Origin of the sequence: Streptomyces sp. NPDC002870 (assembly GCF_042888505.1) — a bacterium.
In the GTDB taxonomy this organism is placed as follows: Bacteria; Actinomycetota; Actinomycetes; order Streptomycetales; family Streptomycetaceae; genus Streptomyces.
Genome location: NZ_JBIAPW010000013.1, coordinates 177,252 through 202,488, shown reverse-complemented (window position 1 = coordinate 202,488; position 25,237 = coordinate 177,252). Strand labels below are relative to the sequence as shown.

Annotated in this window: 29 protein-coding genes; 11 read left to right on the top strand and 18 right to left on the bottom strand. The window is 71.0% G+C overall.

All coding sequences use genetic code 11. The features are described from left to right. Nucleotides 1-104: 104 nt before the first annotated feature. Complete coding sequence (locus ACFYWY_RS18910; RefSeq protein WP_389187470.1) at nt 105-380, bottom strand: GlsB/YeaQ/YmgE family stress response membrane protein; 276 nt, start codon at nt 378-380, stop codon at nt 105-107. Nucleotides 381-597: 217 nt separating this feature from the next. Here ACFYWY_RS18910 and ACFYWY_RS18905 point away from each other — a divergent pair, with 217 nt between their 5' ends. Further along, entirely contained in the window at nt 598-987 is a 390-nt protein-coding gene (locus ACFYWY_RS18905; protein ID WP_389187495.1) for a DUF3099 domain-containing protein, read from the top strand. A 180-nt stretch (nt 988-1,167) separates the two neighbouring features. After that, a complete protein-coding gene (locus ACFYWY_RS18900; protein WP_389187467.1) occupies nt 1,168-1,389 on the top strand; it encodes a hypothetical protein in 222 nt (73 codons plus the stop codon). Here the strand turns inward: ACFYWY_RS18900 and moaA are convergent. From moaA to ACFYWY_RS18885, 3 genes are all read right to left on the bottom strand, one after another. Further along, nucleotides 1,372-2,361: a GTP 3',8-cyclase MoaA gene (gene moaA / locus ACFYWY_RS18895; RefSeq protein ID WP_389187464.1), complete on the bottom strand. Its 990-nt coding sequence runs from the start codon at nt 2,359-2,361 to the stop codon at nt 1,372-1,374. The genes ACFYWY_RS18900 and moaA overlap by 18 nt on opposite strands. A 152-nt stretch (nt 2,362-2,513) precedes the next feature. Beyond that, nucleotides 2,514-4,154: a cation acetate symporter gene (locus ACFYWY_RS18890; protein ID WP_389187461.1), complete on the bottom strand. Its 1,641-nt coding sequence runs from the start codon at nt 4,152-4,154 to the stop codon at nt 2,514-2,516. Further along, nucleotides 4,151-4,516 (bottom strand): DUF485 domain-containing protein, encoded by a 366-nt coding sequence (locus tag ACFYWY_RS18885; protein ID WP_215098413.1) that lies wholly within the window; start codon nt 4,514-4,516, stop codon nt 4,151-4,153. The genes ACFYWY_RS18890 and ACFYWY_RS18885 overlap by 4 nt, the downstream gene beginning before the upstream one ends. Nucleotides 4,517-4,801: 285 nt before the next feature. Here ACFYWY_RS18885 and ACFYWY_RS18880 point away from each other — a divergent pair, with 285 nt between their 5' ends. Together ACFYWY_RS18880 and ACFYWY_RS18875 are read left to right on the top strand one after the other, a co-directional pair. Further along, nucleotides 4,802-6,337: a S8 family serine peptidase gene (locus tag ACFYWY_RS18880; RefSeq protein WP_389187457.1), complete on the top strand. Its 1,536-nt coding sequence runs from the start codon at nt 4,802-4,804 to the stop codon at nt 6,335-6,337. 80 nt (nt 6,338-6,417) lie between these two features. Beyond that, nucleotides 6,418-7,866, top strand: coding sequence for a CoA transferase (locus ACFYWY_RS18875; protein WP_389187454.1), 1,449 nt, complete (start codon nt 6,418-6,420; stop codon nt 7,864-7,866). A gap of 28 nt (nt 7,867-7,894) precedes the next feature. Here the strand turns inward: ACFYWY_RS18875 and ACFYWY_RS18870 are convergent, their stop codons facing one another. The 7 genes from ACFYWY_RS18870 to ACFYWY_RS18840 form a co-directional block, all read right to left on the bottom strand. Then, nucleotides 7,895-8,587 (bottom strand): lysoplasmalogenase, encoded by a 693-nt coding sequence (locus ACFYWY_RS18870; RefSeq protein ID WP_389187492.1) that lies wholly within the window; start codon nt 8,585-8,587, stop codon nt 7,895-7,897. Nucleotides 8,588-8,862: 275 nt separating this feature from the next. Then, nucleotides 8,863-9,732, bottom strand: coding sequence for a sterol desaturase family protein (locus tag ACFYWY_RS18865; RefSeq protein ID WP_389187451.1), 870 nt, complete (start codon nt 9,730-9,732; stop codon nt 8,863-8,865). A 121-nt stretch (nt 9,733-9,853) separates the two neighbouring features. After that, nucleotides 9,854-10,576: a VIT family protein gene (locus tag ACFYWY_RS18860; RefSeq protein ID WP_389187449.1), complete on the bottom strand. Its 723-nt coding sequence runs from the start codon at nt 10,574-10,576 to the stop codon at nt 9,854-9,856. Between the two features lie 24 nt (nt 10,577-10,600). Continuing rightward, nucleotides 10,601-11,824, bottom strand: a complete 1,224-nt coding sequence (locus ACFYWY_RS18855) for an amidohydrolase family protein (protein ID WP_389187446.1) — start codon at nt 11,822-11,824, stop codon at nt 10,601-10,603. Continuing rightward, nucleotides 11,824-13,134, bottom strand: coding sequence for an amidohydrolase family protein (locus tag ACFYWY_RS18850; RefSeq protein ID WP_389187443.1), 1,311 nt, complete (start codon nt 13,132-13,134; stop codon nt 11,824-11,826). The genes ACFYWY_RS18855 and ACFYWY_RS18850 overlap by 1 nt, the downstream gene beginning before the upstream one ends. Before the next feature lie 10 nt (nt 13,135-13,144). Further along, the gene (locus ACFYWY_RS18845) at nt 13,145-14,029 is read right to left on the bottom strand and encodes an SDR family NAD(P)-dependent oxidoreductase (RefSeq protein ID WP_389187440.1); all 885 of its coding nucleotides are present in this window, start codon (nt 14,027-14,029) and stop codon (nt 13,145-13,147) included. Then, nucleotides 14,029-14,856: an acetoacetate decarboxylase family protein gene (locus ACFYWY_RS18840; protein ID WP_389187437.1), complete on the bottom strand. Its 828-nt coding sequence runs from the start codon at nt 14,854-14,856 to the stop codon at nt 14,029-14,031. Before ACFYWY_RS18840 ends, ACFYWY_RS18845 begins: the two co-directional genes overlap by 1 nt. 105 nt (nt 14,857-14,961) lie before the next feature. On the opposite strand from ACFYWY_RS18840, the gene ACFYWY_RS18835 reads away from it, so the two are divergent. The 6 genes from ACFYWY_RS18835 to ACFYWY_RS18810 all read left to right on the top strand — a co-directional run bounded on the left by ACFYWY_RS18835 (nt 14,962) and on the right by ACFYWY_RS18810 (nt 20,447). Beyond that, nucleotides 14,962-15,579, top strand: coding sequence for a TetR/AcrR family transcriptional regulator (locus ACFYWY_RS18835; protein WP_389187435.1), 618 nt, complete (start codon nt 14,962-14,964; stop codon nt 15,577-15,579). 69 nt (nt 15,580-15,648) lie between these two features. After that, on the top strand, nt 15,649-16,686 hold the full coding sequence (locus ACFYWY_RS18830; RefSeq protein WP_389187432.1) for a DEDDh family exonuclease: 1,038 nt from the start codon (nt 15,649-15,651) through the stop codon (nt 16,684-16,686). Nucleotides 16,687-16,750: 64 nt separating this feature from the next. Then, entirely contained in the window at nt 16,751-16,984 is a 234-nt protein-coding gene (locus ACFYWY_RS18825) for a hypothetical protein (RefSeq protein WP_124002417.1), read from the top strand. A gap of 63 nt (nt 16,985-17,047) precedes the next feature. Then, nucleotides 17,048-17,836: an SURF1 family protein gene (locus ACFYWY_RS18820; RefSeq protein ID WP_389187428.1), complete on the top strand. Its 789-nt coding sequence runs from the start codon at nt 17,048-17,050 to the stop codon at nt 17,834-17,836. A 63-nt stretch (nt 17,837-17,899) separates the two neighbouring features. After that, nucleotides 17,900-19,687, top strand: coding sequence for a glycoside hydrolase family 15 protein (locus ACFYWY_RS18815; protein WP_389187425.1), 1,788 nt, complete (start codon nt 17,900-17,902; stop codon nt 19,685-19,687). Between the two features lie 4 nt (nt 19,688-19,691). After that, a complete protein-coding gene (locus ACFYWY_RS18810; protein WP_389187422.1) occupies nt 19,692-20,447 on the top strand; it encodes an SDR family oxidoreductase in 756 nt (251 codons plus the stop codon). 100 nt (nt 20,448-20,547) lie between these two features. On the opposite strand, the gene amaP is transcribed toward ACFYWY_RS18810, so the two are convergent. Genes amaP through ACFYWY_RS18785 form a run of 5 tightly spaced genes read right to left on the bottom strand, consistent with a single transcriptional unit; the run spans nt 20,548 to nt 22,855 of the window. Further along, complete coding sequence (gene amaP, locus ACFYWY_RS18805; protein ID WP_389187419.1) at nt 20,548-21,126, bottom strand: alkaline shock response membrane anchor protein AmaP; 579 nt, start codon at nt 21,124-21,126, stop codon at nt 20,548-20,550. Between the two features lie 6 nt (nt 21,127-21,132). Continuing rightward, nucleotides 21,133-21,774, bottom strand: a complete 642-nt coding sequence (locus tag ACFYWY_RS18800; RefSeq protein ID WP_389187416.1) for a DUF6286 domain-containing protein — start codon at nt 21,772-21,774, stop codon at nt 21,133-21,135. Continuing rightward, a complete protein-coding gene (locus ACFYWY_RS18795; RefSeq protein WP_389187412.1) occupies nt 21,771-22,142 on the bottom strand; it encodes an Asp23/Gls24 family envelope stress response protein in 372 nt (123 codons plus the stop codon). Before ACFYWY_RS18795 ends, ACFYWY_RS18800 begins: the two co-directional genes overlap by 4 nt. A gap of 6 nt (nt 22,143-22,148) precedes the next feature. Next, entirely contained in the window at nt 22,149-22,340 is a 192-nt protein-coding gene (locus ACFYWY_RS18790) for a hypothetical protein (protein ID WP_389187409.1), read from the bottom strand. 11 nt (nt 22,341-22,351) lie between these two features. Then, nucleotides 22,352-22,855: an Asp23/Gls24 family envelope stress response protein gene (locus tag ACFYWY_RS18785; protein WP_389187406.1), complete on the bottom strand. Its 504-nt coding sequence runs from the start codon at nt 22,853-22,855 to the stop codon at nt 22,352-22,354. 141 nt (nt 22,856-22,996) lie between these two features. Between ACFYWY_RS18785 and ACFYWY_RS18780 the strand changes: the two genes are divergently transcribed. Further along, entirely contained in the window at nt 22,997-23,680 is a 684-nt protein-coding gene (locus ACFYWY_RS18780) for a hypothetical protein (RefSeq protein WP_389187404.1), read from the top strand. Nucleotides 23,681-23,742: 62 nt separating this feature from the next. Here ACFYWY_RS18780 and ACFYWY_RS18775 read toward each other — a convergent pair whose 3' ends face one another. After that, on the bottom strand, nt 23,743-24,534 hold the full coding sequence (locus ACFYWY_RS18775) for an enoyl-CoA hydratase/isomerase family protein (RefSeq protein WP_389187401.1): 792 nt from the start codon (nt 24,532-24,534) through the stop codon (nt 23,743-23,745). Nucleotides 24,535-24,661: 127 nt separating this feature from the next. Next, the gene (locus ACFYWY_RS18770; protein ID WP_006123601.1) at nt 24,662-24,883 is read right to left on the bottom strand and encodes a helix-turn-helix domain-containing protein; all 222 of its coding nucleotides are present in this window, start codon (nt 24,881-24,883) and stop codon (nt 24,662-24,664) included. Nucleotides 24,884-25,237 lie beyond the last annotated feature (354 nt).

Sequence of the window (25,237 nt, the reverse complement as noted above, 5' to 3'; positions counted from 1 at the left end):
CCCCCCCCCCCCCCCCCCCCCCCCCCCCCCCCCCCCCCCCCCCCCCCCCCCCCCCCCCCCCCCCCCCCCCCCCCCCCCCCCCCCCCCCCCCGCCGGTTCCTGGATCAGGCTCTCTGTCGGTTGCGCCGCGCGGCGTTGTACGCCATCTCTCCCAGGAAGACGAGCACAACGGCCGCCGCGATCTGAAGCAGATGGCGGCCCCAGTCGACGCCACTGGTCTCGGCGATCCCGAAGCCCATCGCAAGCCAGTTGCCGAGCACGGCACCGCAGATGCCCAGGATGGTGGTCAGCCAGAGGGGCATGTGCTGCTTGCCCGGCAGGATCGCCTTTGCGAGCAGGCCCAGCACGAATCCCACGATGATCGCCCACAACCAGCCCATGGCTGCCTCCTCGTACGGCTCTCTGTGAGCAGTGATGCCGCCAGTCTCGACCGATCGGCCATACAGCGCATGTCGGGCGACGCCGTACGCGCTACGGCGCAGCCGGGGACACGCAGCGGGGCCATGCCCCGCTCTCGTAGGCGTCGGAGTCGCGGCGTACGGTGGAACACGTCAGGACCGGGGAGCGTCCGACGCGGAAACCAGGTGGTGGAACGTGATGCGGAAGCATGGCGATACGGAGGTCTTCCGGATCACGGGAGCCCGGCAGGGGCTCGCCGACGATGTGCGCGGCCGGCAGCGTCGCTATGTGATCTCGATGTCGGTGCGGACCCTGGCGGTGATCCTCGCCGCAGTCCTGTGGAATGTGGAACGGCACGTGGCGATCGTGGCGCTGGTGCTCGGTGGGGTGCTCCCGTACATCGCCGTGGTGATCGCCAACGCGGGCCGCGAGAACCCCCCTTCGCTGCCCTCGACGTTCGTTCCCACTCCGTCCCGGCCGGCGATCGCGCCGGTCACCACGCCCCCCGCCGCGGAGGAACCCGAGGCGGAATCCAAGGCGAAAGCCGACGGCTTCGAGCGCGACCGTCAAAGACCGGAACAGGGCTGATTCCAAGGCGCCGCAAAGCTCAATAAAAGCTCAGATCAATCGTGAAGTTCCAGTGCACTGCACCCCGTTCCCCGTGACATACTTCGAAGCGCGCTCCGCATCCCCCGTCGGAGCGACGGACCGACGCCGGGCAGCTCCCCCCGTGGCTGCTCGGCGTCGCCTTGTTTGGGATGAACATCAGTGAGTGACGAAACACCGATCTGCTCCGCCAAGGGCTGCCGTGCCGACGCCGTCTGGGTGCTCGCGTGGAACAACCCGAAGCTGCACACTCCCGAGCGCCGCAAGACCTGGCTCGCCTGTGAGGAGCACCGTGAGCATCTCTCCCAATTCCTGGGTGTGCGTGGCTTCTTGAAGGATGTCGTGACGCTCCCGGAGTGGGAGTCCTCAGCCGCCGATCGCTGACATCGGACGGTCGGGCTGCAGGAACTCCGGGTCGTCGAGGCCCGAGCCCGCCTTCTTGCCCCACATCGCCAGCTTCCAAATGCGGGCGATCTCCTCGTCGGGAGCCTCCGAGCGCAGCGCAGCGCGCAGGTCCGTCTCCTCGCGGGCGAACAGGCACGTGCGCACCTGACCGTCGGCGGTGAGCCTGGTGCGGTCGCAGGCCTGGCAGAAGGGGCGGGTGACGGAGGCGATGACCCCGACCCGGTGCGGTCCGCCGTCCACGACCCAGCGCTCGGCGGGCGCGGAGCCGCGCTCCTCCTCGCCCTCGGCGGTGAGCGTGAAGCGCGTACGCAGCGATTGCAGGATGTCACCCGCGGTGATCATGCCGTCGCGCTTCCAGCCGTGCTGCGCGTCGAGCGGCATCTGCTCGATGAAACGCAGCTCGTAGTCGTTCTCCACAGCCCAGGCGAGCAGGTCGGGGGCCTCGTCGTCATTGAGGCCGGGCATCAGGACCGTATTGACCTTGACCGGGGCGAGGCCCGCGGCGCGGGCCGCCTCCAGGCCGTCCAGCACGTCGTGGTGGCGGTCGCGGCGGGTGAGGGTCTTGAAGACGTCGGGCCGCAGGGTGTCCAGCGAGACATTGACCCGGTCCAGGCCGGCGTCCTTGAGGGCGGCGGCCGTGCGCTTGAGCCCGATGCCGTTGGTCGTCAGCGACATATTGGGGCGGGGCTGCAGAGCGGCGCAGCGCTCGACGATCCCGACCAGGCCGGGCCGCAGCAGCGGCTCCCCGCCGGTGAAGCGGACCTCGGTTATGCCGAGGTCGGTGACGGCGATGCGAATCAGCCGGACGATCTCGTCGTCACTGAGCAGATCCGGCTTGGCGAGCCACTGCAGACCTTCTTCCGGCATACAGTACGTACACCGCAGATTGCACCGGTCCGTGAGTGAAACACGCAGGTCAGTGGCCACACGGCCATAAGTGTCGATGAGCACTGTGGGCCCCCTCCCCCAATTCGCGGATCTGATGGCTTCGAGCCTACGCCAGAGCACTGACACCGGTGGGGCTCGATTGTCACGATGTACGACGAGGCCGCGTCGTAGGACCCTACGACGCGGCCTCCCCCCGACTCGTGCATGGGTCCTGCTCAGTGGGCTCCGGTACCGGTGAGGGACTTGACCTCGAGCTCCGCGTACTTGCCCTTGTCGGGCTCCTCCTTGGACAGGAGAGAGCCGAGCCAGCCGAGCAGGAAGCCCAGCGGGATCGAGACGATGCCCGGGTTCTCCAGTGGGAACCAGTAGAAGTCCGCCTCCTTGAACATCGAAGTGGGTTTGCCGGAGACGACCGGCGAGAACAGCACCAGCACCACGGCAGAGGTCAGACCGCCGTAGATGGACCACAGCGCGCCCTGCGTGGTGAACCTCTTCCAGAACAGGCTGTAGAGGATCGTCGGCAGGTTCGCGGACGCGGCGACCGCGAAGGCCAGCGCGACGAGGCCGGCGACGTTCAGATCGCGGGCCATCGCGCCGAGCCCGATCGAGACGACGCCGATGGCGACCGTCGCCCAGCGGGCCGCGCGGACCTCTTCCTTCTCGGTGGCCTTGCCCCTGCGGATGACGTTTGCGTAGATGTCGTGCGCGAAGGAGGACGAGGAGGCCAGGGTCAGGCCCGCGACCACCGCGAGGATGGTGGCGAAGGCGACCGCGGAGATCACCGCGAGCAGGATGGCGCCTCCGGTGGATCCCGAGCCGCCGCCGATCTCCAGGGCCGCCAGCGGCGCGGCCGTGTTGCCCGCCTTGTTGGAGGCGATGATGTCGCCGGGCTTGAGCAGCGCCGCGGCGCCGAAGCCGAGCACGATCGTCATCAGGTAGAACGCGCCGATGATGCCGATCGCCCAGTTGACGGACTTACGGGCGGCCTTGGCGGTGGGCACGGTGTAGAAGCGGATCAGGATGTGCGGCAGACCCGCGGTGCCGAGCACCAGGGCGATACCGAGCGAGATGAAGTCCAGCTTCGAGGTGCTGGTGGCGCCGTACTTGAGGCCCGGCTCCAGGAATGCCGATCCCTTGCCACTGTTCGAGGCCGCCGTGCCGAGCAGGTCGGAGAGGTTGAAGTTGAACTTCAGCAGGATCAGGAAGGTGATGAGCAAGGTGCCCGCGATGAGCAGGACGGCCTTGACCATCTGCACCCAGGTGGTGCCCTTCATGCCGCCGATGGTGACGTACACGATCATCAGTACGCCGACCAGGGCGACGATCGCGACCTTGCCGGCGTCGCTGGTGATGCCGAGCAGCAGGGAGACCAGCACGCCCGCGCCGGCCATCTGCGCCAGCAGATAGAAGATCGAGACGACAATGGTGGAGGTTCCGGCGGCCGTTCGGACCGGGCGCTGGCGCATGCGGTAGGCGAGGACGTCGCCCATCGTGTAGCGGCCGGAGTTGCGCAGCGGTTCGGCCACCAGCAGCAGCGCGACCAGCCAGGCGACCAGGAAGCCGATCGAGTAGAGGAAGCCGTCGTAGCCGAACAGGGCGATGGCGCCGGCGATGCCGAGGAAGGACGCGGCGGACATGTAGTCGCCGGAGACCGCGAGGCCGTTCTGGAAGCCGGTGAACTGGCGCCCGCCCGCGTAGAAGTCGGCGGCGTTCTTCGTCTGGCGCCCTGCCCACACGGTGATGAACAGGGTCGCGACGACGAAGCACGCGAAGAGCGTGATGATCAGCGGCCGGTGCTCGCTCGCTCCGTCGGCGGCCAGCTGGACGGTGGGGTAAGCGGCGTACGCGGCGCTCATGCGTCGGCCTCCATACGGGACTTGATTGCCGCGGCCTTCGGGTCGAGCTTCGCTGCGGCATGGCGCGAATAGAGCCAGGCGATGAGGAAGGTGGTGGCGAACTGGGCGAGACCGAAGACGAGGGCGACGTTGATGTTGCCGAAGAGCTTGGTGCCCATAAAGCCGCCGGCGTAGTTGGACAGCAGCACGTAGAGCAGGTACCAGGCGATGAAGGCGACGGTCAGGGGGAAGGCGAAGGAGCGGTATGTGCGGCGCAGTTCGCCGAATTCCGCACTCTCCTGCACCTCGACGAACGACTCTGTCGTGGGCTGAGCGGGGCTGGTGTCCGTACCGCCGGGGGGCGGCAGTGCATCGGTAGCCACGGAATCTCCTCGCGACGCGGGTGCGGTGGGGAAGGACAAGGGGACCTCACAGTCAGGGGCGGTTTGATGTTGCTCCACCCCCTGACAACGGCACGGAGAGCGGACCGAACCGGTTCAACATCGGCCTTTTTCTTCCGGAGAGCGACGGACTTTCTCCGGACTTTCTGCCGATTTCTTCACCAACTCATTGAAGGCGGCCCATGATCGGCGATAGCTTCGCTCGTCATGTACCCGCCCATTCGCATCGTGCGTCTGGGCGGTTGTCACGGATGATGTGGAGAACCCATGGCTCATCTGGGATCCAGACGGCGGCGCGCGCTCGCCCTGCCCGCCGGTCTGGCGCTCACGGCCTCGCTCGGCTTCCTGCCCGCGGGAGCCGCCTCGGCAGCTCCGGCGGCGGAGGAGATACCCGCCGCGGTGGTTACCGACGGCCCGAAGCTGTCGTACGTCGTGAACGTCAAGGGCGGGCACGGCACCGCCAAATCGGTCAAGAAGGCAATAGCCAAGGCCGGCGGCTCGGTGGTGATCGCCTACGACCAGATAGGCGTCATCGTCGTCCACTCGCAGAACCCCGACTTCGCCAAGACGATCCGTACGGTCAGGGGCGTCCAGTCGGCCGGTGTCACTCGCACTGCCCCGCTGACCGCCGCGGGCGACACGGCGATCGATTCGGAGCGTCCGCTCACCGCCGCCGAGGCCAAGACCGCGGCCGCCCAGGCGGACGCGGACCAGGACCCGCTCGAGCCCCTGCAGTGGGACCTGCCCGCCATCAAGGCGGACAAGGCCCACGAGAAGACGCTGGGCAGCAAGAAGGTCACGGTCGCGGTCATCGACACGGGTGTCGACGACACGCACCCGGACCTCGCGCCGAACTTCGACCGCGCCGCGTCGGTCAGCTGCGTAGGCGGCGCGCCCAACACCGCTGACGGCGCCTGGCGTCCGGGCCCGGGCGAGAGCGACCACGGTACGCACGTCGCGGGCACGATAGCCGCGGCGAAGAACGGCATCGGCGTCACCGGCGTCGCGCCAGGCGTGAAGGTCTCCGGCATCAAGGTGTCGCAGCCCGACGGCTTCTTCTACACCGAGGCGGTCGTCTGCGGCTTCGTCTGGGCGGCCGAGCACGGCGTCGATGTGACCAACAACAGCTACTACACCGACCCGTGGCTGTTCAACTGCAAGAACGACGCCGACCAGGCGGCTCTGGTCGAGGCACATGCCCGGGCCCTCCGGTACGCGGAGCGCAAGGGCGCGGTGAACGTCGCCGCGGCCGGCAACTCCCGGATGGACCTCGCCGCCGACGAGCTCACCGACACGACGAGCCCGAACGACACCACTCCGGTCGAGCGGGTCATCAACCCGCGTGAGTGCCTGGACATTCCGACCCAGATCCCCGGTGTCGTCACCGTCTCCGCTCTGGGCGCGAAGAACCTGAAGTCGTCGTACTCCAACTACGGCCTCGGCGTGGTCGACGTCTCCGCCCCGGGCGGCGACTCGACCCTCTTCCAGAAGCCGGACGCGCCGGCCGTCGACGGCCGGATCCTGTCCACGCTGCCTGGCGGCGGGTACGGCTACAAGGCCGGTACGTCCATGGCCTCGCCGCATGTCGCGGGCGTCGTCGCGCTGATCAAGTCGACGCACCCGCACGCTTCGGCGTCGGGCGTGAAGGCGCTGCTGTACGCGCAGGCCGACGACACCGAGTGCACCAACCCGTACGACATCAACGGCGACGGCACGGTCGACGCGGTGTGCGAGGGCGGCAAGCGCGAAAACGGCTTCTACGGGACGGGCGTCGCGGACGCGCTGGACGCGGTTCGCCGGTAGAAGTGCTTGACCCGGGGGGCCGGGCGCGGGGTTCCGCGTCCGGCCCCCTTCTGTGTGGCACCGAGTGCCATAGTGGCTGCATGGTTCACGCATCACTGAGTGGTACGGCGCAGGCCTGGGCGGCGCTCGGCGGCGATCCCGCCCTCCTCGGCCGCGTCCGGTACGAAGGCACGGGCGGACTGCCCGCCGAACTGCCCGTCATGGAGCTGGCACGCTCCACCGTGGCGGTCTGCGCACTGGCCGCGGCCGAACTCGCCGCCCGCCGCACCGGCGGCCCCGTCCCCTCCGTCCGCGTGGACGACGGAGCGGTGACGGCGGCGTTCCTCAGCGACCGGCTGGTGCGGGTCGACGGCGAGGCGGCGACGACCTTCGCTCCCCTGTCCCGTTTCTGGCGGGCGGCCGACGGGTGGGTCCGTACGCACGCCAACTACCCGCACCACCGGGCCAGATTGCTGGCCGCCCTCGGGCTGCCGGCGGACGCCGGCGTGGAGGCCGTCGCGGCCGTGATCGGCCGGCGACGGGCCGCGGAGGTCGAGGAGACGGTGTATGCGGCGGGCGGCCTCGCGGTCGCCGCCCGTACGCCCGAGGAGTGGGCGGCACACGAGCAGGGGGCGTTGGCCGCCGCCGCGCCGCTGCTGACACGCGCGCCGCTCTACGACTTCGGCGAGCAACCACCGCGCCGGCTACCGGCGTTGACCGGGGACGCAACTCTGCCCGCCGCCGGGCTGCGGGTCCTCGACCTCACCCGCGTGCTCGCCGGGCCGATCGCCACCCGCACGCTCGCGCTGCTCGGCGCGGATGTGCTGCGGATCGACGCTCCCCAACTGCCGGAGAGCCAGGAGGCGCACAACGACACAGGGATGGGGAAGCGCTCGACGCAGCTGGATCTCAGCGCCCGGGGCGACGGGGACGACCGGGACGACCAGGACGACCGGGGCGGCTGCCGGGGCGGCGACCGGCGGATCTTCGAGGAGCTGCTGGAGAGCGCCGATGTGGTGGTGCTGGGCTACCGGCCGGGCGCCCTGGACCGCTTCCCGGGGCTGACGCCCGAGGCGCTGGCCGTCCGCCGGCCCGGGCTGGTCGTCGCCCAGCTCTCCGCCTGGGGGCGATACGGGCCCTGGCGCGAACGGCGTGGCTTCGACAGCCTGGTGCAGGTGGCCACGGGCATCTCCGCGATCGAGGGCGATCAGGGGCAGCCCGGCGCGCTGCCGGCCCAGGCCCTCGACCACGGCACCGGGTATCTGCTGGCGGCCGGAGTCCTGCGCGCCCTCACCGACCAGCACGACGAGGGCGGGGCCAGGCTGGTGCGGCTCGCCCTCTCCCAGACGGCGGCCTGGCTGGTGAACGGCCTCGAGAGAGGTAAGCGCGAGGAAGCGGCGGCGTACGACCCCGCCCCCTGGCTCACGGAGACGGACAGCCCGATGGGGCGGCTGCGGCACGCACTGCCACCGGTCTCCTTCGCGGGCGGTCCGGCCAACTGGGCGCTTCCGCCCGGCATTTGGGGCACGGACGCGCCCGAGTGGCGCTGAATACGGTCGCGTACGCTGCTGCGCCGCGTCAGCCTCGGCTCTCGCCGAACGCCTGTGTGCTCCGGGCGAGCACGCCCGCGGCCAGCAGCAGCTGCGCCGCGCAGTAAGTGAGCATGATCCAGAAGTCGGGTACGGGCAGCTGCGGCCACTCGGCGACACCGGTGGCGATGAGCATGTCGGAGAGCAGGAACAGCGCCCCGCCCGCGCCCGCGACGAGGCCGAGGCCGCTCGCCCGGCAGGCCATGGCGGTGAGCAGCAGGGAGTACCCGGCGACCGGGATGCGCAGATCGGCGGGGAGGTCGGGCCACAGGAGCGTGACGGCGCCGACGAGAGCGATGCCGTAGAAGCCCGCGAGGAGGGGTGAGGTGCGCGTACCCCGGAACAGCAGCAGATAGCAGACGTGTCCGGCGGCGAATGACCCCATCCCTACGAGGAAGGCCCAGTCCGCGCCGGAGAGCAGGAAGACATCGCCGCCCCAGCCGAAGAGGAGCGCGGCGAGGAGCAGGCGGGGTGCGCCGCGGGTGGCGGCGTACGCCGTGAGCAGCGGCATGAGCAGGGGCTTGGCGGCGGTGTGCCCGGCGTCGAGCCCAAGGGCGAGCGAGGCGAGGTCGCAGCCGACGGCGAGGAAGAATGCGACAAGGAGTACTCGGCCGAGCCGCTCCCGCGAGCCGGACCCCGGGTCGGCGTCGGCCCGCGAGACAGCACCCGCCGGGACATCCACGCCCGAGGTCGGACCCGCCGGGACACCCGCACCCGAGGCCGACCCCGCCGGGGCCTCGGCATCCGTCCGCGAGGCGGACCCCGGGTCGGCGTCGGCCCGCGAGACAGAACCCGCTGCGGCACCCGCCCCCGAGGCCGAGCCCGCCGGGACATCCGCACCCGAGGGCGACCCCGCGTCGGCGTCGGCACCCAGCACGACGCCCGGCTGTCCCGCCGCCGGCTGACCGGCGGACACGGAGCCGCTGCGCTCGGCGCGTCCCTGCCCCCTGCCCCCGCTCACGCGACCCGCTCCGGCTCGGCAGCGGCCGCCGCCGGGGCGGCCGGTTGCCAGCCCGGCCCGCGGAAGACCCGCCCGGCCCGCTCCCGCCAGGTGCGGGCCGCCCGTACGTCCCGGGCGATCGCCGCGTACTCGTGCGTGGCCACCCGCAGCGGGTTGTACGTATCGATGTTCTTGGTGAGCCCGAAGACGGGCCGCTCCGTCTCCGGCGCGAAGGACCCGAAGAGCCGGTCCCACACGATCAGGATGCCGCCGAAGTTCCGGTCCAGATAGCCGCCTTGGGACGCATGGTGCACCCGGTGGTGGGAGGGCGTGTTCAGTACGTACTCGAAGGGCCGCGGCAGCTTGTCGATCCGCTCGGTGTGCACCCAGAACTGGTACACGAGGTTGGCGGACGAGCAGAACGCGAGCGCGGCCGGATGCACGCCGCAGGCGATGAGCGGCACATAGAACGGCCAGACGGTCAGGGTCGTCCAGGGCTGGCGCAGCGCGGTGGAGAGATTGAACTTCCGGCTGGAGTGATGCACGACATGGCAGGCCCACAGGATCCGGATGACGTGGTGGCCGCGGTGGGACCAGTAGTAGAAGAAGTCCTGCGCGAGCAGCATCAGCAGGATGGTCCACCACAGGACGGGTACGCGGGCGGGGGTGAGCTCGTAGACCGCGGTGTAGATCGCGACGATGGGGATCTTCCACAGGAGGTCGAAGACGAGACTGCCGAGCCCCATCCCGATACTGGTGGCGGCGTCCTTGGTCTCGTAGCCGGCGGCGTCCTCGTCCGGATGGATCCGGTAGCTCACCACCTCCAGGACGGTGAGCAGGACAAAGGCTGGTATCGACCAGAGCACGACATCGGGCAGGTTCGGCATGCGAGCACCGTAGAGGCGGGGGCCGGACCACGGCTAGACGTTGTTACCCACAAGTATGCGAGACGACTTGTCAGCTGCTTTTGGTGACTTCTGCCAAGTCCGCCGTCAGACAGCCCGGCCCTCAGACCCCCACCGCGCCGAGCAGCGACCCCGCGCCGTACGTCACCGCCATCGCCAGCGCTCCCCCGCCGACGTTACGAAGCACCGCCGGACCTGCCGCCGCCGCACCCAGGCGCGCGCTCCACCAGCCTGTCAGGGACAGGGCCGCGAGCACCGAGAGGACCGTGACCGGCAGGCGCAGGGACGAGGGCGGCAGGACCATCGCCAGCAGCGGGAGCAGCGCGCCCAGCGTGAACGCCAGGAAGCTCGCCCCCGCCGCGTGCCACGGGTTGGCCAACTGGTCCGGTTCGATGCCGAGCTCCACGCGCGCGTGGGCGCGCAGGGCGTCGCGTTCGGTGAGCTGGGCGGCGGCCTCGCGGGCCACCTCCTGCGTCAGGCCGCGGTCCACCAGCAGGTCGGTCAGCTCCTGGAGCTCCTCCTCGGGCTGTTCGCGCAGCTCACGCCGCTCCACTGCCAGTGCCGCCTTCTCGGAGTCGCGCTGGGTGGATACGGAGACGTATTCACCGGCCGCCATGGACATCGACCCGGCCAGCAGTCCGGCGAGGCCCGCCGTGAGCAAAGTCGCGCGCGAGCCGGTGGCGCCCGCGACGCCGACGACGAGGCCCGCGGTGGAGACGATGCCGTCGTTGGCGCCGAGGACCGCGGCGCGGAGCCAGTTGAGGCGCGCGCCGAGGGCCCCGCCGTGCGGTTCGTCGTGGGGTGCGTCCCGGGGTGCTTCAGTCACCCGGGGAGGTTCTCACCCCGGGGTTCACCACACCCGCACCGACCCGCCCCGGGCGAACGCGGGGCTCGTCGCGTCCGTCGGGATCTCGGTCAGCGGCTCGGCGATCTCCTCGACCGTCGGGCCAACCTCGGCCGCGATCGGGTCGAGGAGCCCGAGGTCGAAGCCGTAGACACGGGCGGCGTTGCCGCCGGCCATCGCCGCGACCTCGTCCGTCGGCAGACCCGCGTAGGCGATGCGGAGGCCTTCGCGGGAGTAGGGGGCGGTGCCTTCGTCGTGCGGATAGTCGCTGCCCCACATGATCTTGTCCAGACCGATCCGGTGGCGCAGCGGCACCTCGTGCGGGCGCATGAAGCTCGCGCCGACGAAGCAGTTCTCACGCCAGACCCGGCTTAGGCCCCGGCCCATCGAATCGGCAAGCCCGGCACCGAACTTGGACTCGGCGGTCGCGGCGCGACTCGCCGCCGCGACCAGCCGCCCGTGGTAGTAGTCCAGCATGTCGAGCACGCCCGGGATCCAGCCCGAGCCCTGCTCGGTGAGGACCAGTTTCAGTCCCGGGTGGCGGCGGAAGGCCCCGCCGAAGATCAGATGCCACAGGGCCCGGTGCGAGAACCAGGTGGTCTCCACCATGAACACCGCGCGGGCGGCCGGCTCTTCGCCGAGCGGCGGCGACGCCGAACCGCCGTGGTGGTTGACCGGTACGCCGAGCTCGTCGCAGACCGCCCAGATCGGGTCGTACGTCTGCGAGTACAGCTCCGGCAGCCCCGAGCCCGGTGGCGTACCGGGCAGCAGGATCCCGCCGGTGAGTCCCGCGTCCTTGGAGCGGCGGATCTCGCGGACGGCCTCCTCGACGTCGCCCAGCAGGATCTGCGCGACGCCCGCCCGCCGTCCGGGCGCCGCCGCGCAGAAGTCGGCGAGCCAGCGGTTGTGGGCGCGCAGCCCCGCCCAGCGCTGCTCGTACTCCTCCCGCGAAGGCGCCGGGGCCATCAGCGAGGCGCTGGGGAAGAAGGGCGGGATGGTGTTGGGGAAGACGACCTCGGCGACGATGCCGTCGGCCTCCAGCTCGGCCAGCCTGCGGTCCGAGTTCCAGTTGCGGTCGGCGGTGTCGGCGAGCAGGTCCTCGTACGGATTGACGTACGCGTCCGCCCAGGCGTCGAAGTCGTCGTGGTGGCTCTTCTCCAGGTACGGCTTGTAGTCGAGGAGATCGGCCCCGGCGTGACAGTCGGCGGAGATGACTGTGTAGCGGTCCATCAGCCGACTCCCATCACCGGGAAGTCGTGGTCGGTCAGCCAGTGCCGGCCCACCTCCCGGGACCTCGCCCAGGACGCCTCGACCGCCGGCTGGTCCTCCGACTGGCCCAGTTCGGCCGGGGTGGGGCCGATGCGGCGGGCGATCGGGGCCAGCTTTCCGGTGTCGAAGCCGAAGACCTCCGCCGCGGCCAGCCCCAGCATCCGGCGGGTCTCGGCGATCGGGATGTCGTGGAAGGTGTTCCTCAGCCACTCCCTCGTCTTCGGCCAGGTGCCCTCTGGATGCGGGAAGTCGCTGCCCCAGAGGATGTTGTCGACGCCGATCTCGTAGCGCTGCGCGAGTTCGCGCCGCTTGGTGTTGGTGGCGCAGATGAAGATCTGCCGGTCGAGATAGTCGCTCGGCGGCCGCTTCAGCTCGGCGAACGGCGACAGTTTCTTGCCGCCGTGCGCGCCGAGGTAGAGCCGGTCCATGAACCAGAGAAGGTTCGGCAGCCACCAGCAGCCCGATTCGGCGACGCCGAACTTCAGGCCGGGGTGGCGCTCGAAGACGCCGGACCAGAGCAGGAACCACAGCGGGCGGGACGGCCACCAGGTGACCTCGGAGACATAGATGCCGAGGTGGTCGCCGTACTCATGGCGCGGGGCGGCGCCGGAGTGGGTGACCATGGGCATGCCGGTCTCGGCCGCGGCCGCCCAGACGGGGTCGTAACGCCGGTCGTGGTACGGCGCCTTGTCCACCCACATCGAAGGGATCATCAGCGCCCCGAGGCCGGACTCCCTGGCCCGGTGGATCTCGGCGACGACCCGCTCCACCTCGCCGGTGACGGGCAGCAGGGCGACCCCGCAGTGCCGTTCGGGACTGGCGGAGACGAATTCCGCGAGCCAGCGGTTGTGCGCCTGCGCGCCCGCCATGCCGAGATCGGGGTCCTGGTCGCCGGAGAGTCCGAGTCCCACACCGAACGGCGCGGCGGTCCGGCTGTCGACGGCGTCCGCGTCCGGGAAGACGACTTCGGCCGCCACTCCGTCGCCGTCGAGCTCCTTGCGCCGCTGGGCGCTGTCCCAACCGCCTTTCAGCCCTTCCTCGTTGTCGCTGAACCATTTGCTCGCGAAGGCCTCGTTGCGTACTCCGAGGCGGGTCATCTCCTCGCGGCGGCGGTCGCGTCCCGCGAGGAACGCGTCGAAGTCCCGGTGGAACCGGGAGTCCAGATAGGGCCGGTACCGCTCGGTCGGCAGCCCGGCGTGGCAGTCGGAGGAGATGATCAGGTACGGCTCGTGCGGGTCGGTGGTCAGGCAGCGGTCGTTCGGGTCGGTCATCGCACGCCCCTCAGTCCAGGATGAAGCTCTCGAGATACGACGGGTCGGCCCGGTCGAGCATCGACTGCGACCTGGCGCGGATCTGCCGGTCGCTGTGCTCGCTCGCGGGGAGCATCCAGAAGCGGTCCGCGCGGATCCCGTCCACGACGAACGCGGCGACCTCCTCGACCGGCGTGAACGTCACCTCGTGCCCGGCGTCCTTCATCGCCGACTCCCACTGGCCGAGGCTGCGGTACGGGCTTCTGCGCGGCCGCTCCTTGGCGTACCGCTCCGGCCTGTTGCGGTGCGACTCCCACAGTCCGGTGCGCAGCATGTGCGGTCCGGGGAAGAGCACGGAGGCGCCCACGCGCGCGTGCTCGGCCCTGAGGTGCGCGTACAGCGATTCGGTCATCGTCACGACGGCCGCCTTGGTGACGGCGTACACGGAGGCGGTGGGCAGCGGCGCGATCCCGCCGTCGCCCGATGAGGTGTTGACGACATGGCCGGGCTCACCGCTCGCGATCATGCGCGGCACGAAGGCCTGGATGCCGTGGAAGACGCCCCAGACATTGACGGCGAAGGCCCACTTCCAGTCGTTCGGCTCGTGCTCCCACATCCGGCCCTCGGCGCCGGAGCCGACGCCCGCGTTGTTGCACAGCACATGGACGGCGCCGAAGGTCTCGTAGGCGGCGTCCGCAAGGGCGCGTACGGATTCCCGCTCGCCGACGTCGACGGTGCGGGCAAGCACCTGCGCGCCGTCCTTTGCGAGTTCGTCCGCGGCCTTGTGCAGCGCCGCCTCCTCGACGTCCGCGAGGACGACCTTCAGCCCTTCGGCGCAGAAGCGGCGTGCCATGGCGAGCCCGATGCCGCTCGCCGCGCCGGTGACGACGGCGACCTGCCCTGCTGTCAGCTCCATCAGGCACTTCCCGCCGGGGGGCCGTCGAGGATCTGCTGCGGGTCGTCGTAGCGCTGGTGGATGTAGGGCAGCAGCGCCTGTGCGCTCGCGCGTTCGGCGACCCGGCCCTTCTGGTCGGTGGTCTTCTCGCCGATGGTGAGCTCGACGACGCGGCGTACGGGGAGGTCCGCGACGGGGTCGTACACCGACTCGCGCAGCACCACATCGCCGGTGAGCTTCTCCAGCCTGCGGACCTTCTCGTTGCGGGTGCAGTGGACGAGTACGGGGTCGGCGTCGAAGCCCCGGCCGTCGACCGCGGGCAGGAACTTGAAGTAGAAGTCGAGCTTTTCGGCGGGCTCGGGGAGCGGAAGCGGTCCGTCCACCGCGCCCCGCACCTCGACGAAGGCGATGCCGTGCCGGGCGAGCACGGCCCGTACGACCAGGCCGTCGCGCTCGACCGTGACCTCGCCCAGCTTCTTCGGCTCGCCGAACACCTCACGTCCGCCGATCAGCGCGCGCTCATGGGTCATCGGCATGACGAGCGGATACCAGCCCTCGCGACCGTCGTGCAGCGCGGCGACCGCCACCGACCCGGCGCCTGGGGGTACCTCCCGCGCCGAAGGCTGCGGGGGAGGATAGCCGGGCAGGTCGACCTTGCTGATGTTCGCCCGTACGAGAGGCCGCTCGGTGGGCTTCAGCGGCGGCGGCAGTACGGCCGCCACCGCGTCCGGGTCGCTCTCCCACACCGCCACCACTCCGGTGGACCAGATGTCGGGGAGCCTGGAACTGGATGCGCGGGCCGCGGCGATCTCCGCCTCTGTGCGCGCGCCGTACCGTACGCGTGCCATGTCTGCCGCCCTTCGTGGGATGGTCCTTTCCGGGGGTCTGTAACACAGTTACACCGCCGCCGATGAAGGGTAAAGAGCCCTGCACGCCCGAGAATTGGGGGCACCATGCCACGCACCGCGCTGACCCGCGACGAGGTCCTCGACGCGGCGGCCGCCCTCGTCAAGCAGCACGGCCCGCAGGCCCTGACGATGCGTAAGCTCGCCGCCGAGCTCGGCACGGCGGTCACGTCGATCTACTGGCATGTCGGCAATCGCGAGTCGCTGCTGGACGCACTGGTCGAGCGCACGGTCCAGGAGATGGGCGCGATCCGGCCCGTCGGCCGCACGCCCGCCCAGCGTGTCGTCTCGGTCGCCCGCAGGCTCCGCCGCGAGCTGCGCGAACGGCCCCACCTGATCGCGATGGTCCATGAACGGGGGCTCACGGAACGGATGTTCCTGCCTGCGCAACAGGCGCTCGTCCACGAGGTGCACGCCGCGGGCCTGCGCGGGGCGCGCGCCGCGGAGGCGGTGCGGGCGGTGCAGTTCCAGGTCGTCGGCTTCGTACTCGTCGAGCGCAACAGCGAACGCTCGCCGGTCCAGTCGCCCGGCAAGGGCGAGCTGTGGGACACGAGAGCCGCGGAACAGGACCCGGCCCTGGCACGGGCGCTGGCCCGGCCGGCGGATCCGGAGAGGCTTTTCACCTCATCCGTACGGGCGTTGGTGAGCGCGCTGCTGGAGCGGTGACGCCGGGCTCCGCGGGGCCGCGCGAGGACCGGACCGGTCCGGCGCTGTCAGTGTGGGCCCGTATTCTCTGTGACCATGCTCGACGACCGTACAACCGCAGCAACGGCGTGGCCGGCCGCGTATCCCCAGGGGTACGCGGTCGTCGACGTGGAGACCACCGGACTCGCCCGCGACGACCGGATAATCTCTGCTGCCGTGTACCGCCTGGACGCCCTGGGCGATGTAGAGGACCACTGGTACACCCTCGTCAACCCCGAGCGGGATCCGGGTCCGGTGTGGATCCATGGCCTGACGAGCGATGTGCTGGAGGGCGCGCCGCTGTTCGGCGAGATCGCCGGTGAGTTCTCCGAGCGGCTGGACGGCCGGGTCCTCGTCGCGCACAACGCCATGTTCGACTGGTCGATGATCGCCCGGGAGTATGCGCGGGCGCAGCGCACCGCGCCCACCCGGCAGCGGCTGTGCACCATCGCGCTCTCCAAGGAGCTGCGGCTGCCGCTGCCCAACCACAAGCTGGAGTCGCTCGCCGCGCACTTCGGGGTCGTGCAGCAGCGGGCGCACCACGCGCTGGACGACGCGCGGGTGCTGGCCGAGGCGTTCCGGCCGAGTCTGCACAGCGCGGCCCGCGACGGGGTGCGGCTGCCGCTGCTCGAGTGCCGTCCGCTCACCGAGTGGTCGGACTCCCCCGCGACCCCGCGGATCGGCTATCAGGCGTCGTACGGACAGAGCACCTGGCGGCCCTCGCGCAAGCGCCCGGCCTGCCCCTACCCCAACCCCGGGCGGTACGAGGTGGGCGGGCCGCTGACGCAGGGGATGCGGGTGGCGTTCTCCGGCGACACCTCCGTCGACCGGGAGCTGCTGGAGGACCGGGCGATCGAGGCGGGGCTGCATGTCGCGACCAGCGTGTCCCGGCTGACCAGTCTGCTGGTGACCAACGATCCGGAGGCGTCGACCTCGAAGACCGTCAGAGCGAAGTCGTACGGCACGCCGGTCGTCGACGAGGCTGCCTTCACACAGCTGTTGCGTGACGTGGCCCCGGCATCCGCACCGGCACCGGCGCCCGCACGCGCACCCGCACCCGCACCCGCACCCGCACCCGCATCGGAGTGAACCCGGCGCGACTCGCCCGCTGCCCGCTCGCCCAGCGGCGGCCTCGCGTCCCACCCTGTGGCGCATGGCACGTTGCGAGGTATGCGGAAACGACTACGGGATGTCCTTCGAGGTGCACGCGCAGGGCGCGGTGCACGTCTTCGACTGCTTCTCCTGCGCCATTCACCGCATGGCGCCCATCTGTGAGCACTGCCGGGTCCAGATCATCGGCCAGGGCGTCGAGGTCGAGGGCCACTGGTACTGCGGCGGGCACTGCGCCCGCGCGGAGGGGAGGGCGGGCATCGTCGACAAGGTGTGACCGGGCAACCCGGACGTGGACCCCGCGTCCGGGCCGCAGGCCGCAGCAGGTACGGTCGAAACCGTGTACCGCTTCCTGTTGTCCCGCCAGTGGGTGATCCTCACCCTCATCGGTCTCGTGCTCATCCCCACGATGATCGAGCTGGGCTTCTGGCAGTTCCACCGGCACCAGCACCGGGTCGCGCAGAACACCCTGATCGCCGAGAACCTCGAGGCGAAGCCCGTCCCCGTGACCGGGCTCACCTCCCCCGGGCACACGATCCCGCGCGCCGACTACTGGCGGCAGGCCACCGCCACCGGCACCTACGACTCCGCGCACGAAGTCGTCGTACGCCGCCGCACCTCCGCCGACGACCGGGTCGGCTTCCATGTACTGACCCCGCTGATCCTGGCCGACGGCCGGGCGGTCCTGATCAACCGCGGCTGGATCCCGGCCGACGCCGACCAGCGAGCCTTCCCGTCCGTGCCGCCCGTGCCCAAGGGCACCGTGACCGTCACCGGCCGGCTCAAGGCCGATGAGACGACAAAGGCCAGCGGCATCAAGGACCTGGCCGGTCTGCCGCCCCGCCAGGTCATGCTGATCAGCAGCGGGCAGCAGGCCAAGGCGCTGGGCCGGACCGTGCTCGGCGGCTATCTGGAGCAGACGGCGCCCGAGCCCGCAGGCAGCAGCCCCGAACTGATCCCGGACCCCGACCACGACTCCATCGGCGCGCACATGGCGTACGCAGTCCAGTGGTGGCTGTTCACGGCAGCCGTACCCGTCGGCTGGGTGATTCTCGTACGGCGTGAGAAGCGCGACCGCGAGGCCGCGGCTGAACAGGAAGCCCCGGAGTCCGCCCCCGTGACGGTCTAGCAGCCGCCCGTGGCACGGGCCCCGGCCGCTTAACCCCCGCGCTGGGCGGGAACACGCCAATGCGTGACGCTACGCATCGAGGACTACGCCCTCATCGGTGATCTGCAGTCCGCCGCGCTGGTCGGCAGGGACGGCTCCATCGACTGGCTGTGCCTGCCCCGCTTCGACTCGGCGGCCTGCTTCGCCGCGCTGGTCGGCGACGAGGAAAACGGCCACTGGCGGATCGCCCCGAAGGGCACCGGCCTTTGCACCAGCCGCCGTTACATAGGCGACTCGCTCGTCCTTGAGTCGGTGTGGGAAACACGCACCGGCACGGTCAAGGTCATCGACTTCATGCCGCAGCGCGACACGACCCCCGATGTCATGCGCATCGTGGAAGGCGTCAGCGGCACCGTCGAGATGGACGCCGTCCTGCGGATTCGCTTCGACTACGGCTCCGTCGTGCCGTGGATGCGGCGCGCGGACGGCCACCGGGTGGCGATCGCCGGCCCCGATTCCGTATGGCTGCGCAGCGAGCCGAACGTCAAGACGTGGGGTCAGCAGTTCAGCACCCGCTCGGCGTTCACGGTCGGCGCGGGCGAGAAGATCGCGTTCGTCCTGACCTGGTATCCCTCGCACATACCGCGGCCGGAACTCATCGACCCCTACGAGGCGCTGGAGAGCAGCCTGGAGGACTGGGCCGGGTGGTCCTCGAAGTGTGTGAGCGAGGGCCCGTACCACGAGGCGATCATCCGCTCGCTGATCACCCTCAAGGCGCTCACCTACGCCCCGACCGGCGGGATCGTCGCCGCGCCCACCACCTCCCTGCCGGAAGAGCTCGGCGGCGTACGCAACTGGGACTACCGCTACTGCTGGCTGCGCGACTCCACTCTCACGCTCGGCGCACTGCTGACAGCCGGCTATCTGGAAGAGGCGGAGGCCTGGCGTAACTGGCTGCTGCGCGCGGTGGCAGGGGACCCGGCGGACCTGCAGATCATGTACGGGCTGGCGGGCGAGCGCCGGCTGCCAGAGACCGAGCTGCCGTGGCTGAGCGGCTATGCGGGCTCCGGGCCGGTCCGCATCGGCAATCGGGCCGTGGAGCAGTTGCAGCTCGATGTGTACGGAGAGGTCATCGACACCCTCTATATGGGGCGGGAGGCCGGTCTGGCCTCGGAGAAGCACGCCTGGAATCTGCAGCTCAGCCTGCTCGGCTTCCTGGAGTCCAATTGGCGCGAGCCGGACGAGGGGCTGTGGGAAGTGCGTGGGCCCCGTCGCCACTTCGTGCACTCCAAGGTGATGGCGTGGGTGGCGGCGGACCGTGCCGTGCGCACCCTGGAGGCGACTGACTCCATACGCGGCGACGCGGACCGGTGGCGGACGATGCGGGACGAGGTGCACCAGGAGGTCTGCGAGAAGGGGTACGACCCGCGGCGGAACACGTTCACGCAGTTCTACGGCTCCGCCGAACTCGACGCGGCGGCCCTGCTCATTCCGCGGGTCGGATTTCTGCCGCCGGACGATCCGCGGGTGATCGGGACGGTGGACGCGGTACGGGACGAGTTGGGGGCCAACGGCGCTCTCGTACGCCGGTACAGCACCCATGGCAGGAGGATCGACGGCCTGCCCGGAGGTGAAGGAGCGTTTCTGGCCTGCTCGTTCTGGCTGGTGGACGCGCTGCGGATGACGGGGCGGGTGAAGGAGGCGCGGGAGCTCTTCGAGCGGCTGCTCCTCCTGCGCAACGACGTCGGGCTGCTCGCCGAGGAGTACGACCCGGTGGCCGGTTGTCAGCTCGGGAACTTCCCGCAGGCGTTCAGCCATATCGCGCTGACGAACTCGGCCCTCGCGCTGGGCCGGGAGGAGACGGCAGGATAGGGCCATGGATCTTGGACTGAAGGACCGCGTCTATATCGTGACGGGTGCGTCGCGGGGACTGGGCAATGCGGGTGCGCAGGCGCTGGTGGCGGACGGCGCGAAGGTCGTCATCACCGGCCGCGACGCGAAGTCCGTCGCGGACGCCGCCGCCGAACTCGGCCCGAACGCGATGGGCATCGCCTCGGACAACGGCGACCCGGCGGGGCCGGAGCGCCTTGTCGCCGCGGCGCGTGCGCACTTCGGCCGCTTCGACGGCATTCTGATCAGCGTGGGCGGACCGCCCCCGGGGTTCGCCGCGGACAACACGGACGAGCAGTGGCTGACGGCGTTCGAGACGGTGTTCCTGGGCGCGGTACGGCTGGCCCGCACTGCGGCCGCGGCGCTCGGCGAGGGCGGTGTCATCGGCTTCGTCCTGTCCGGGTCTGTCCATGAGCCGATCCCCGGCCTGACGATCTCCAACGGCTTGCGGCCGGGCCTGGCCGGCTTCGCGAAGTCCCTCTCGGACGAGCTGGGCCCGCAGGGCATCCGGGTCGTGGGTCTGCTCCCCGCCCGCATCGACACGGACCGCGTCCGCGAACTCGACGCGCTCTCCGGGGACGCGGACGCGGCCCGCGCGGCGAACGAGTCCCGCATCCCGCTGCGGCGCTACGGCAGGCCGGGGGAGTTCGGCAACGTGGCGGCGTTCCTGCTGTCGCCGGCGGCGTCGTACCTGACGGGCGTGATGCTCCCGGTGGACGGCGGCGCACGACACGGCTTCTGAGGCCCGGGGGCGGGGTGCGGGTTTTCGCGGCGCGCCGACCTCTCGTCGCCGGCCTCTCACCCGCCGGGCGCGGCCCGGTGGGCAGTGCGCCCGCGCCCGCTCAACTCACCCTCTGCGCCCGGTGCTTCGCCGCCCGCAGGCGGACCTCCGCGGGCAGCACCGCCAGCCCCGCCGAGTCCCGCGCGTGACCCACCGCCTCCTCCGTAAGACGCGTCAGCGTCTCACCCGGCGACGCGTACGGTTCAAGGAGCAGGCCCACCCGTGCCTCGGGCGCGCTCCGGCGGCCCGTCAGCGTCACATGCGCGCGGGACACGCCGTCCAGGGATTCCGCCTCGCCCTCCAGCACGCCTTCCAACGCGCGGCCCCGCAGCAGCGCGCCCTCGCCGTCGCCGCTGTCGACGAGCACCTCCGCCAGGCGGGAGCGCCGGAGTTGGGCGAGCAGCCACCACAGCGCCAGGAGCACCACCACCGCGAGCCCCGCGATGACCGCCGGCCACCACCAGCCCTCGTCGCGCCAGCGGTCGCGGTCCGCCTCGCTCAGCAGCACATCGTTCGGCCCGTACCACGGCCACCAGGACGGCACCGGCCACCCCGCGCCCGCGGCGAGCACCGCACCGCCGACGCACAGCAGCGCCAGCCCGGCGAGGCCGAGCAGTACGCGATTGATCACTCGAAGCATCCGGCCTCACCCCTTCTTCGCCGGCGGCCGGCGGACGTGCACGGTCAGGGCGGGCGGCCTGGCGAGGCCGAGTTCCCTGATGCCCGCGCCCAGCGCCGCGTCCAGGTCCGCGCGCACGTCGTCGAGTTCGCGGAAGTGTGACAGCGCCCGCACCGAGACCTTCGTACGCCGCATCCGTACGTTCGCGGACTGCACTCCGGAGACCTCCATCGCCCGGTCGCGCAGCACGAGCGCTGCGGTCTCCCGGTCGAGTCCCGCTCGTACGGACGCGATGTCGCGGCGCATCGGCAGCAGCTTCCGCAGTCCGGGTGTGACGGCGATGACGATCAGGCAGACGCCGACGAGCATCGCGGCCACCGCGGCCGCCATTACCCACAACTCGTCCAACCGCCAAGTGGCCAGGTCGGCCGCGAAAACGCGGCGCCAGTGCATAGCGGGGCGGTCGGCCCGCACCGCCGCGATGTCGTACAGCAGCAGCCCCGCGCCGCCGAGCACCACCAGGGCCAGCAGCCCGGCCGACACCCGGCGCGCGGACCAGAAGCGCCCGGCCTTGCCGCCGTCGCCGTCGTTCGGGGCCGCAGACCGCTCGTATGCCGCGGCCGACGCCGACTGGTCCAGATCGAGTACGGGCCGTACGGGCTCGCTCATCGGATCCTCCCCTGTACCGCCCCGCGTGAGTGCACGGAGTGCAGCCGTTCGACATGCACGGCCACCTCGGGCACATGCATCCCCGCCAACGCCTCTACCCGCTCGGTGACTCGGTGACGCACGGCACCGCACTGCCGGCCGATGTCGGAGGGGTAGTCGAGCTCCAGGCTGACCCGCACCCGGGCGGCGTCATGGTGCACCGTGACCGTGGCACGGGGCGGCGCGCCGCCCTCCGGCACGCCGTCGAGCGCCTCCCGCGCCGCCCGCGCGGCGATCTTCGCCACCACCCGGTCGGCGATCGCGGTGGCCCCGCGCTCGCCTGCCGCGACGCTCTCGCTGCCTCCGGCGGGGGCACCCGCAGCGGCCACGGCGTGTCACCGCCGCCGGTCGCCGCGATCGCGACTGCGGAAGAAGTCGCCTGGTTCGATGTCGCCGTCGAGGATCCGGCCCGCCACAAAGCCGACCGCCCCCAATGCGGCGACCAGCAAAAATGCACCGAATCCACCGAAGTATCCGGCGAAGCCGAGCGCCATGCCGGCCAACAGGCCGGCAACCGCCATGTTCATCGTGGGCTCCTCTACTGGAGACGCGGCTCCGGCTCTTCCTCTTCCTCATCGGGCAGCTTCACGTCGCTGACCGCGATATTGACCTCGACGACTTCGAGTCCTGTCATGCGTTCCACCGCGGAGATGACGTTCTCGCGGACGGCGCCGGCGACGTCGATGATGGAGACGCCGTAGTCGACGACGATCTCCAGGTCGAGGGCCGTCTGCACCTCGCCGACCTCGGCCTTCACCCCGCGGGTGGCACTGGACCTGCCGCCACCGCCGCCGGGCACCCGGTCGCGGACCGCGCCGAAGGTGCGGGAGAGGCCGCTGCCCATCGTGTGGACGCCGAGCACATCGCGGGCGGCGAGCCCGGCGATCTTCTCGACCACGCCGTCGGCGATGGTGGTACGGCCACGGGACGCGGGGTCGCCACCCCCGCGCTTGGTCACTGAGGTCCTCCTGGGCGGCTCGCCGGAGCCGGACGGCTCGCCGACCGGGTTCTCGGGACGGTTTCGCTGAGCGGGATCGGTCATGGCCGTACGTCCTTTCCGGGCGGTGGGGGACTCCCTTTCCGGGGGTGGGGGGCTCCCTTTCCGGGGGTGGGGGGCTCCCTTTCCGGGGGATGGGGACTCCGCTGCCCACATTAAGTGCGCTTGCCCGCTTTCGCGCCAGAGATGCGGCAGTCTGGAGTAGTGACCACTGCTGATGCGGTAAGGCGACGGCTGGGGCTCGGCAGGCTGCTTCCGCTGGGCGGAGCGGCGGACGGGGCCTGGCTGGCGGAACGGGCGGCCGAGGCGGTGCTGCGGCGGGCGGCGGCCGATGTGCCGGGGGTTGTTCCCGGCCGTATCAGGCTTGCGCTGGTGGAGCCCGGCGCAGCGGCTGCTCCCGCCGTGCCTGCCCCGCCGAGCGCGCTGCCGCCGGGGCCGCTGCGGATCGAGGCGGATTTCGCGGCCGTGGCGCGGGAGCCGCTGCCCGCCATCGCGTCCGCGCTGCGAACGGTGCTGTTCACGGCCGCGGCGGAGCGGCTGGATCTGGGGGTCGCGGAGGTGGATCTACGGGCGACGGACGTGCTGGACGCCCTTCCGGAAACCCCGGCCCCCGCTCCCCCGACCGAGGTACGGGCCGCCGCCCCGACGGATCAGGCGGGCACGGCGGCGTCCCGGGTGCCGGGGGTCGCGCATCTGACGGCCACCCTGGGCACGGCGGTGCATCTCGCGCCCGACCATGTACGCGTCGAGGTGGCGACGGCACGCGGCCACCGTCCGCTGGAGGTGGTGCGGGCGGTCCGCGAGGCGGTGACGACGGCGCTCGCGGACGGCCGCCCGGTGGCGGTACTGGTCAGCTCCGTCTCGGTCTGAAGAGGAAACGGGGGCGAGGGAGCGGGAAGAGCAGGCGGGGAGCGCGGGACAGAGGGCAGGGATCAGTCCCCGATGCCCGCGAGGTCGCGCAGCCGGCGCGCCTGGGCCGCCCGCTCCGCGGTGCGCTGCTCCTCGTACGAACGCCCGCTCACACCCTGCAGCAGCGCCTTCGTCTCGATGACCGCGTCCCGCGGCGCCGCGAGCAGCGCCCCCGCCAAGTCCCGTACCGTACTTTCGAGTTCGTCCGCGGGCACGACGAGGTTGGCGAGGCCGGTGCGCTCGGCCTCCTCGGCGTGCACGAAGCGGCCCGTCGCGCAGATCTCCAGCGCGCGGGCGTAGCCGACGAGCGACACCAGCGGGTAGGTGCCGGTGAGGTCGGGGACGAGTCCGAGGCTGGTCTCGCGCATGGCGAACTGCACGTCCTGCGCGACGACCCGGAGGTCGCAGGCGAGGGCGAGCTGGAATCCGGCACCGATCGCATGCCCCTGGACGGCCGCGATCGTGACGATGTCACTACGGCGCCACCAGGTGAACGCTTCCTGGTACTCGGCGATGACCGCGTCGAGCTCCGCGTCGGAGCCCCGTGCGAGGTCGAGGAAGGACGGCTCGCCGTCGAAGCCCTCGGGCGTGAACGCCTGCCGGTCGAGACCCGCGGAGAAGGACTTGCCCTCGCCGCGCAGCACCACGACCCGCACGTTGCCCGGCAGTGACCGACCCGCCTGCGCCAACGCCCGCCACAGAGCGGGAGATTGGGCGTTGCGCTTGTCCGGGTTGGTCAGGGTTACCGTGGCAACCGCGTCCTCGACGGTGAGCCGTACGCCGTCCTTGTCGAGCACAGAGTCGAGCGAAGTCATGGGGCGCCTCCGGTTCGGGTGCAGTCAGTGCAGACGAAGATAAGTGACTGCACAGTAACCACCCGGCCGACCATGCGACCGACCGGGTGGCCACCATGAAAACCGGTGGACCGAAGGAGCCCGGCCGTCAGGCCGAAGCGGCCTTCTTGCCTCGCGTCGCTCCGCCGCGTCCCCGCAGCGTGACTCCGGACTCGCTGAGCATCCGGTGTACGAATCCGTAGGAGCGGCCGGTCTCTTCGGCCAACGCCCGGATGCTCGCACCGGAGTCGTACTTCTTCTTCAGGTCTGCCGCGAGCTTGTCGCGCGCGGCGCCGGTAACCCGGCTGCCCTTCTTCAGAGTCTCGGCCACCCGTGCCTCCTCATGGGAAGTGCGCTCTGGACTCTCATGATCACCCCTAGCGGGCTTCCTGGCCACCCATTCGGCAAGGTCCGTGCGACAAGCTTTTCCGTTCAGTAGGCGGCCACCACGACCGGAATCCCTCATTCCGGGCACTCGTGAGCGCACGTCCGAGCGGGTTCCCGCCAGAAGCAGCAGGTCAGCGACGCGCCGGGGAGACAGCCGCGGCGCGACACCGGACGGAGAGGATCCGCTCGGCGCCACGCCGTGGTACGAGACGCACTCACTCAGATGATGGATCACGCGTAGGCCGAATGATCCATACGGAGTGGATCAGCGCCGGACCGGACCGGAAAGCCCGGAACG